We start from the raw sequence: 8,675 nt of genomic DNA on the forward strand, positions 1-8,675 counted from the left end.
TATTAATTATGGCACAACTGTTCAGAAATTTATGTACCAAATACTAGGATAGGAGCAGAGTATATTAATAATCATTAGGCTTTGAGCATTTTATAATCATGGTAGTGATGATCTTTGATGTGGTGAAGAACTGATATCCTAGCTTGATCTAAAGGTCCGACCGGCAAGTTGAATAATATGGAAGCGGTCAATAATAATTTGTGTGTTTGAGAAAATGTTGTGGATAAAGGATTGACACTAAACATCAAGGTCCAGCACAATTTTTTTGACTTGAGAACGTTCCAATAAGGAATAATAATTAAAAAAGTAAGCGGTAATGTTTTTGGTTAGCCGATCAGGTAAAATAGCGAGAAAGTTATGGGTAATTGCCACAATACAGACAAAGGGAAACATTGAATGTACTGATCTAAATTCACCAAAATAAATGATTTTCGGCAGTTTATGGCGCTCGATGAGCGCGTGGCAATGGGCATAAATACCGATGTTGGAGAAATGCCTACTAACTTAGCGATGGTTTTAGCTACCAATGATTCATGGACTAACTGATTAATTTCTAACTTTACTCAGTATAATGGATTGGTTAGCAGTAATGATTTGAGAGTGTGCACCACAAGCATGATGATAGTTTTAACTATTTAGAAACTAATGCTAATTTTTTTTCATATATTTTTCTCTTTTGGTAATTAGTGGGAGTAATGCACCTAGGCCTATTAGTGTACCAATAGCAATAATATTAATAAATAATTCATACCACCAAATTCCACTGAATATTTTTACATCTTGTGGTGCAATTCCAAAAATAGTTGCAATCAAAGTTATTGAAAATGTCCAGAATCCAACCCACCAAGCAATAACATTATTTTTAATAAAAACATAGGAAGAAGTGTATTTAACTGAGTTTCGTCGTACACGCATAAAAGCATAGAATATCCAGCAAGTTACACCAGGAGAAATAATTCCATTTAAATTTAGTAACCAATTAAAAATGTCATTCATGTCTGGTAAAAAAATACCTAATAAAAGGATAAATCCTGATAAGAGACATGTTAAAATATACCCGTTAATAGGTAAACCATTTTTATTTGTTTTTCGTAAAAAGTGTGGCATAAATTCTTTACCGGTATCGGAAATCAGCATTCTAGTCATTGCATCTAGCAAAACTGCAAGTAAAGCGGCAAGATAAATAACTTCTGTCCACGCAAAAAGATACATAAATACATTTCCTACATGATATTGTTGTCCAAGGGCTTGAAATGCGTAATAGGACCCATTCATTTTAAGGTCATTTGGCAAGTGATGTGCATTAAAAAAAATACCAAGTGAAAAAGAACCAAAAATAGTCAAAAAAGCTGTCATTACAACAAGCATTATCATAGATTTAGGAAATTCACGTTGTGGCTTTTTCATTTTAGTTACAAATGGAGCAATAAGTTCGCATCCATTTACAGCATAGATCAAAAGGCCCAGTGTTGTTAAATACTTTAAGTTAAATTTTGGTATAATGGCATCTAGATTAAATGGTTGAGTTGCAAATTTACCACCCATTGTAAGTGAAGTTATCGCCATAATTACAAAAAGAATAGTCATACCGAACATAGCAATTCCTCCAAAGGAACTTAACAATTCCAGAGAATGTTTAAATTGTGATTGAATTAGCACAAAAAAAACAAAAACAAGTAAAGTCCAAAATGCAAATTCACTATTCGATATATTTTCTTGAAACTTGTTGCTGCCATTTATGGCCCAGCCGAGTCCCACAACAACTGAATTAGCCGTATCAACAACATAAGGAATTGAAGCTGCCCAGTAAGTCCAAGCGGTAAAATATCCAAGAAATTCACCATTAGTCTCTCTAATCCAAGAGCTGAGGCCACCACCTTCTTTACTGAAAACAGAACCAAGTTGTCCAACCATAAGTGAATAAGGAATTACGTATAAAAGTAACATTAATATCCAAGACGTAATAACTCCCATTCCCTGATTTTTAAAATTGTAAATTAGATCATCAAACCCGATTACAGTAACAAAACTCATTAAAGCTAATACAGGCCAACTTATAAAATATGGTTGCTTACTAATTTTAGTTTTTTTACCCATGGTATCCTCCAAGTTGATTTGAACTAATATGTAAAAAGTACACACTTAAAACAGTAATGGCAGTGGTAAGCGGGTTGGCTTGGTTTTGACACATAAAAGCCAGCGTCTCAAGGCGCTGGCTGGTTATAGAATCTATAGCCCTAGAGCAAATCACTCGTCAAACGGATAGATATGATTGCTAATTTTTAATCAACTCAATAATTAATGCGATTAAAGTGACTATTAAAAGACCCAAAAACTAACTTTAGTTGTAGAATGTTTTGCTATTTCTTTCTTAGGATTATGCTGTGTTTGGCTTTCTATACCATAGCACCACCCTTTTCAAAGGGATAACCAACACTTTTAACTTCTCTATGAGTAATAGTATAACATTATAGGGTGCATATAAAAAAATAAAATATGCAAAATAAGCAAGTATATAAAGTGTGCATTTTTGTGAGCGGATATATAAAAGACTTGAAGTCAGCTTGTGAATTAGGGTCAATTAGCAAACTGCTTGATCTATTGATACAACTATCACGTATTATGCAAACAAAAAATTTGTTTATTGGCTAAAATAATAATAACAATAGCTTATAAAAATTACTTATTTCAATTCAAATTTCATGTGGTGAGAGACTGGAAAAATGTTGACTATTTTGATGCCTTTTGCAGTAGTTTGGACTCTAAATGAATTATCGTCTGCTTTTATTTTTTATGGAATGGCAGCCATAATCGTCCTAGGTGCTCTAATTGTTGGTATTTTTGGACCAGAAATTAAACAACATCCAGTTGAATAAAAATAGCAAAAAAAGGACCGGATCAAAAGATAACTTTTGACCCAGTGCTCTTTTTTAATGGAAATAAATTATTTATTTTTTATTGTTTCTTTTAACGACTTAACTTTTTTCTCAATTCCTTCAGCTAGAATTTCAGAAAAATTTACACCATATTCATTACCAGCTTCGTTTAAATATCTCGGTATAGTTAATGTCTTTTTTATTGCGGCATGGTCATGTTTTCGTTTGTAGGCATCAATATCAACATCTACAAGTGTAGTAGTTCCTTCGGTAACTTTTGGAAGAGTATAAATTGATGCTGGAATTTCTTCTTTGCTGTCCATGCGATCCATGATGTTTAGTCCAATATAGTCTCTTGCCATTTCGATTGCTTCAGCAAAAGTATGGCCTTGTGTGTAGCCATTTAAAGCCGGAATTTCAACGAAAAAAGGGACTGTATCTTCTTTATCTTCTGTAATAATTATTGGATAAATGACTTTCATAATAACTCCTCCTATTCTTAGATAAAGTAAGGGCTTATTTTAATCCATGTTTTCTAATAATTGCTTTAGCAAGGCGTTCATTTATGTCTGGGTGTCTTGGAATTTGTTCTTTTTCAATTCCATTAGTCCAAATATCATGATTTCCGCCATGCCTATGTAGATACCAACCGTTTTTTTCTAGGAGCTTAGCAAGTTTTCTATTTTTCATTTTGCAGCTCCTTTTTACACTTTTAATTATACGTATTAAACACGTGCTGTCAAGGACTTAAAAAACCATCTTTTTTAAAAATGATTAAAAAATTATAGTTATGGTAATACTTTTAAATAATTTATGGGTATATAACCGCTGTTTTTTGTTTTTGCAGTATTGTTTTACCTTGGTACAGGATTTCACCTAAATTGTTTGAGAACTTGTATCATATTTATATACAGTAGTTTTATGTATGCTGTCATCATCATACCTCACTAAAGTACCAATATTATTTGTTACCCATGTATAGAACGTTCCTTGATTTTGGATATATTGTGATGAATAGACTGCTCTTACCATTTTTTGTAATGATTCAACGTCTTTACTTCCAAAATTTTGTGCATAACCTATGAGTAGTTCTTTATTTTGTTGGTTCTTTCTAAGTATACTTCTAGCTACGAAAAGTTTAGGTTATTATTGCGGGTGGAAACTAGTTTTGATACAAAAATAAAAATTATTGATACAATCATGAGAGATTTCCTCAAAAAATGTCAATACAAGCACTAAGCAACTATTTGTTTGGGAAAGATTTTATTAGCAGTTGGAAAATTGATGGTCATTCAAAAAATTTGATTCCAGAAATTGATCAGGATAAGCAAAATAAATTTTGGGGATTACTTAAGAATTGGCTTTTATTAGCAAAACGACCATCAGTTAGTTCTGGTTATATAGTAAGGAAAGACTTTTTTAAATATTTTAACAGAAAATAAGAGAATTAATTTCAAAACAATAAGGAAAATGACTCTTTTAAGTGTGACCAGGGGTACAGTCATTACATATTTATAAGATACATTATGTAAATGTGAAACTGCTAATGAAGCAAAAGAATGTGTAAAGAAAATTGACTATTCATTGAGAAATGAACTGAGTAGATTAAATACGACCTATAGTTTTAAGATTGTTAGGATTACTGAATTTACTAAAGATGAATTAGCACATATATCACTTATTGGTGAGGATTATGATTTTACTGATATGAGTAAGGGAGGTCAGACACCTGAATTTTTAGAAAGTCAAAATACTAAAATGTTAGATAAGCTTAATGGTTGAGAAGACAATGTAAGAGACTATTATAATTTAAAACGAGATTAAATAAAAACACCCAGAAATTAATCTGAGTGCTTTTTTGTATCTACTTCTTGTTATTGTTCTTGAATACCAAGTAAATGATAAACAAGTTGATAACTAAAGAAGCCGACAAGGTTATAGAAATTTCCAAAGGGTTTCACCCCTTAGCATACAGTTTGATTAAAGGTAATCAGCCTTGTACTGTAGCCAATAATCAGTATATCATAGTGGACTTAGCTACAAGCACATGTTATTATCTAATTAGGTTATTAGAAATATTCAAGGGGTTAGACCTCTTAAGTGGACTTAATCAATTCACACACTCATGGGCTTCCAGACTTAACTCTCTGGAGGTCTATTTTTATTGTAAAAAAACAGTTTCTAAGGTCACTAAGTTGTGTCTTAATTAACTTTTCTTCATTGTTTTTTAGAATAATTACACCAACATCAAAATCCATGATAATTCCTTCTAATTGAGTAATTTCATTGTTATTTGTGACTTGATCTAATTGAAGTGTTACAGGCTTGCTGCATTCCTAACTTAATTTTAAACGTTTTGAGATTAAATTTATTGGCTGTTTAGGTTTAGCAGTAATTTTAGGCTTATTAAATTCATTGTTTAATACCACCATATTGTCACTTGAAAAGAAGCTTTGCTGTTTCAACATACCTTGATCAAGATAACCATACTTAAAAAGATTATTGCTCCTATCCTAGTATTTGTGTACCAAATACTAGGATAGGAGCAATATGTGTTTCCAGACTTCAGATAAAATTAACCTTAGTTATAATGACATAGGTGCTGGTCAACCAATCCTAATTTTAACAGGACTTGGTGGTTCTAAAGAAATTTGGCATGCTCAAATTCCAATTCTTATTAATGCTGGTTTTCGTGTAATTAATCTAGATTGCCGTAACCAAGGTGAGTCTCAAACGACTACTAAGGGATTACGTATTAGTAGACATGCAATCGACATTCATGAATTAATCGTTTTACTAAACTTGAAAAATGTTATTTTTTTAGGGAACTCGATGGGGGCTTCTACATTTTGGGCTTATTTTTCTATCTTTGGTGAAGGTAATGTTGCTGGCATGGTTGACATTGATCAAAGCCCCAAAATGATTAACGATTCTAACTGGAATTATGGATTTAAAAATGTCACTTGGAAAGATTTTCCACAGTATTTTGATAACCCTTTAACCCATTCAACTTATAAGCATATTGATAATGATACGTTTAAATTAATAAAAGAGATTAGTAAAAAACATCCTTATAATTACCAGTTATCATTACCATTTTTGATCGATCATGTTTTTCAAGATTGGCGAGATATTATTTGTCAAATGACAATACCCTTTTTAATTATTGCCGGCGAAAAATCTCCATATTTTGATTCTAAATTTGCAGCAATAGTCGCAAAAATGTCAAAAAATGGGTCAGCAGTAGTTGTTAAAAATGCAGGACACATAGTCATGGCTGAACAATCTACTATAACTAATAAAATTTTAACTACTTTTTTAAAAAAATATAAATAAAATATACTTATCGTTGATTAAATAACTTTTTTTATTAGTATGGTCCATTAGAATATCTTAGTATAGCTCTTGGGCTAAAAGCCCACTCGCTATGTGAGTAGAAAGTAAATCAATTAAACCTAAAATATTTTTTAGATTTATAATGTAGGTGTTGAAGTTAAGCATAAAAAAGCTAAAGGCAGCGCTAGGTAATGGCGAATAAACTTAATAGGCTTGCACGTACAAAATGGTTGTGTAAGTGACAGCTTGTATCCACACTAAGGTATCAGAGAAAAATCATTGATAATCAATATCGACAAGAATTACAAAACGATCTTCGTTTATTGTCAGTATAAAGGCGTGAAAACAATGGAGAGTCATATGGTACTAGATCACGCACAAATATAATTTTAAGTATTCCATTTAAATTTAGTATTTCAAGTTTTATGGGATATTTGAAAGATAAGAGTGCCTTAATGAGATTCGATCAATATGCAAAATTAAAATACAAGTTTGTGAATCGTCATTCTGGATCGGAAGGTTATTACGTTAGAATAGTAAGTATGAATGAAACAACAATTAAGAAATACATTCAAAATCAAGAAAAACATGATCAAGATGTAGCTAAGTTAAGCGTAAGAGAATATAAGAACCTATTTAAGGGTCAGGATAAGTGATACAAATGCCACGGTGGGGATATAATAGTGGCAAACGCAGTTTGGCTTTGATACACAAAAACCAGCGTCTTGAGACGCTGGTCAGCATATAGGGCTTCAAACCCGTTTGACGGGTGGTTATGATTTAGTAATTCTCAAGAGTATACTTTTTTCAACGCCTTGGATATACTTGGAGCTATACAGGCAGCTAATATCGCTTCTGGAATCCCATTTGTTACGATTATCCCTAACAAATATGGTAATAAAGCATGTGTGTTTAACGAATATAGTGTTTGAGAATGATTATTATAAAATAGGTATATTTGTCCTAAGACTAGTAATGTATTTATTAAAGATCCTGAGATTGCAGAAACACACATATTAAAAGTAACGTAGTTAACTTTTTTTGATAGTGCTTTAAAAGTCCAAAAAGTTACAACCCCTATCATAATTCGTGGCAAAATGGCGACAAATGGATTAGTGAAGACAATAGTATCTAAAGGGCTAGTAGGCCAAATAAATGCTCTAATCAGAGTTATCGTTCCCCATACACCTCCGGCTAGTGCTCCAGCTTTTAATCCCATAGTTAATGTTACAACAATAACTGTTATGTGTATTATAGTTAGATTGACGGGGCCAATAGGAATATATCCAAAAAATGGCACAAAGTTTTGGATTATAATTATTGCTGAAAATAGAGCAAATAAAACATGATTAAAAGTTTTATTCTTAAAGTTCAAAGGTTGTTCCTCCAAAATATTTTAATTATAGGCCTGGTTAAAGATAGAGTGTTTATTAGACTCCACCATATGAAGCCGACTGTTCTTCATATTAAAATAATCGAAAAACCAGTTTTTAGTATAGTTAATAGCACTATTACGTTGAATATCCTTTAGAGTACATAATGAAATTTTCCAAGGGAAAAAGGGCTCTATATTTTTATGTTCAATATTTTTACCAACATAATTTCCACCTATAGGGGCTGCTATTATTCCTATAAGATTAGTTTTTTGACACATATTTAAAATTAAATCCCAAGAGCCTGTTTGAAGAAAAAAATCTGGTTGAATATTGTTTTGAACAAATAATTTTTTTAACTGAAAAGTTACCATAAAGCTATTATCAAGTGTAACAATTTCCTCTTTTCCTATTTCCTTTAATGGAATATCACCTTTCATTTTATGGAAACGGTGATTTTTGTTGAACCATACTGCTACAGAATTTTCATAAATAATGTGTTCATCAATAGAGTTAAACGTAACTGGTGAAACTAAAACAGCTATATCTAATTTCCCTAATATAAGCATTTCTTGTAGCTCATAGGCTCCTTTTTCAATAATTTTTAACTTAATACCAGGATTATCATGTATAAATTTAACAAGGGCATCACAAAAAACAGTAGAAATAATTACTGGAGCAATGCCGATTTTTACAGTTCCTTTCCTTTCAGAAGCTATATTTTGTAACTCTGACATCATTTTTTCATATTCAGAATAGACTTCCCGCGCATTTTTAACTAATTTTCCTCCTATGCGAGTCAGTCCAATAATTCTTCCTTTTTTACGATTAAATATTTTTACAGATTGTCGAAACTCTAAGTCACTGATAGATTTGCTAAGAGCTGGTTGAGACACATGAAGTATTTTCGAACTTCTAGTTAAGTTGAAACCATTATCCACAATTGTAATAAGATAGTACAACTGACTAAATTCAATCATAATAGATCCTCCTAAATATTGTGTACCGTTAGATTAATTAAACGATCTCTAATGCTGCTCTTATCCTAGTATTTGGTACACAAATATTTAGACAGTTGTGCCATAATAAA

Annotated in this window: 9 protein-coding genes and 1 pseudogene; 5 read left to right on the forward strand and 5 right to left on the reverse strand. The window is 31.6% G+C overall.

What is annotated here, in order from left to right:
- Nucleotides 1-648: 648 nt before the first annotated feature.
- Nucleotides 649-2,097: an APC family permease gene (locus IV36_RS11345; protein WP_056992588.1), complete on the reverse strand. Its 1,449-nt coding sequence runs from the start codon at nucleotides 2,095-2,097 to the stop codon at nucleotides 649-651.
- Between the two features lie 626 nt (nucleotides 2,098-2,723).
- On the opposite strand from IV36_RS11345, the gene IV36_RS12175 reads away from it, so the two are divergent.
- A complete protein-coding gene (locus IV36_RS12175; protein ID WP_156648672.1) occupies nucleotides 2,724-2,876 on the forward strand; it encodes a hypothetical protein in 153 nt (50 codons plus the stop codon).
- Nucleotides 2,877-2,944: 68 nt separating this feature from the next.
- Here IV36_RS12175 and IV36_RS11350 read toward each other — a convergent pair whose 3' ends face one another.
- Both IV36_RS11350 and IV36_RS12010 read right to left on the reverse strand, forming a co-directional pair.
- Entirely contained in the window at nucleotides 2,945-3,358 is a 414-nt protein-coding gene (locus IV36_RS11350; RefSeq protein WP_056992589.1) for a type II toxin-antitoxin system HicB family antitoxin, read from the reverse strand.
- A gap of 34 nt (nucleotides 3,359-3,392) precedes the next feature.
- Nucleotides 3,393-3,566 (reverse strand): type II toxin-antitoxin system HicA family toxin, encoded by a 174-nt coding sequence (locus IV36_RS12010; protein WP_082623773.1) that lies wholly within the window; start codon nucleotides 3,564-3,566, stop codon nucleotides 3,393-3,395.
- A gap of 530 nt (nucleotides 3,567-4,096) precedes the next feature.
- Here IV36_RS12010 and IV36_RS11355 point away from each other — a divergent pair.
- The 4 genes and pseudogenes from IV36_RS11355 to tnpA all read left to right on the forward strand — a co-directional run bounded on the left by IV36_RS11355 (nucleotide 4,097) and on the right by tnpA (nucleotide 6,868).
- Nucleotides 4,097-4,318: a hypothetical protein gene (locus IV36_RS11355; RefSeq protein WP_056992591.1), complete on the forward strand. Its 222-nt coding sequence runs from the start codon at nucleotides 4,097-4,099 to the stop codon at nucleotides 4,316-4,318.
- Between the two features lie 142 nt (nucleotides 4,319-4,460).
- The gene (locus tag IV36_RS11360) at nucleotides 4,461-4,658 is read left to right on the forward strand and encodes a hypothetical protein (protein ID WP_056992592.1); all 198 of its coding nucleotides are present in this window, start codon (nucleotides 4,461-4,463) and stop codon (nucleotides 4,656-4,658) included.
- Between the two features lie 768 nt (nucleotides 4,659-5,426).
- Nucleotides 5,427-6,212, forward strand: a complete 786-nt coding sequence (locus IV36_RS11365) for an alpha/beta fold hydrolase (protein ID WP_056992594.1) — start codon at nucleotides 5,427-5,429, stop codon at nucleotides 6,210-6,212.
- A 191-nt stretch (nucleotides 6,213-6,403) separates the two neighbouring features.
- Nucleotides 6,404-6,868: pseudogene (gene tnpA / locus IV36_RS11370) on the forward strand (IS200/IS605 family transposase).
- A gap of 134 nt (nucleotides 6,869-7,002) precedes the next feature.
- On the opposite strand, the gene IV36_RS11375 reads toward tnpA, so the two are convergent.
- A complete protein-coding gene (locus IV36_RS11375) occupies nucleotides 7,003-7,587 on the reverse strand; it encodes an ECF transporter S component (RefSeq protein WP_056992595.1) in 585 nt (194 codons plus the stop codon).
- Nucleotides 7,588-7,608: 21 nt separating this feature from the next.
- Nucleotides 7,609-8,565, reverse strand: coding sequence for a LysR family transcriptional regulator (locus IV36_RS11380; protein WP_235810332.1), 957 nt, complete (start codon nucleotides 8,563-8,565; stop codon nucleotides 7,609-7,611).
- Nucleotides 8,566-8,675: the final 110 nt, after the last annotated feature.

Origin of the sequence: Liquorilactobacillus mali, assembly GCF_001437155.1 — a bacterium.
Taxonomy (GTDB): Bacteria; Bacillota; Bacilli; order Lactobacillales; family Lactobacillaceae; genus Liquorilactobacillus; species Liquorilactobacillus mali_A.